We start from the raw sequence: 526 nt of genomic DNA, 5'->3' as shown, positions 1-526 counted from the left end.
GATGTTCTTCCATCTGCCTGACTCCTTAGAAAGGAGGTGATCCAGCCGCAGGTTCTCCTACGGCTACCTTGTTACGACTTCACCCCAATCACCAGTTTTACCTTCGGCGGCGTCCTCCTTGCGGTTAGACTACCGACTTCGGGTCCCCCCGGCTCTCATGGTGTGACGGGCGGTGTGTACAAGGCCCGGGAACGTATTCACCGTGGCATGCTGATCCACGATTACTAGCAATTCCGACTTCGTGCAGGCGAGTTGCAGCCTGCAGTCCGAACTGGGACGTTGTTTCTGAGTTTTGCTCCACCTCGCGGTCTTGCTTCTCTTTGTTTAACGCCATTGTAGTACGTGTGTAGCCCAAGTCATAAAGGGCATGATGATTTGACGTCATCCCCACCTTCCTCCGTTTTGTCAACGGCAGTCCTGCCAGAGTCCTCTTGCGTAGTAACTGACAGTAAGGGTTGCGCTCGTTGCGGGACTTAACCCAACATCTCACGACACGAGCTGACGACAACCATGCACCACCTGTCTC

Annotated in this window: 1 rRNA gene; it reads right to left on the bottom strand. The window is 54.4% G+C overall.

Going from position 1 to position 526, the window contains the following annotated elements:
• Window positions 1-29: 29 nt before the first annotated feature.
• Window positions 30-526 (bottom strand): 16S ribosomal RNA (locus P0G09_RS15500); the annotation flags it as partial.

The organism is Faecalibacterium sp. DFI.5.82 (assembly GCF_029076575.1).
In the GTDB taxonomy this organism is placed as follows: Bacteria; Bacillota; Clostridia; order Oscillospirales; family Ruminococcaceae; genus Faecalibacterium; species Faecalibacterium duncaniae.
This window is presented reverse-complemented; position numbering and strand designations above follow the sequence as displayed.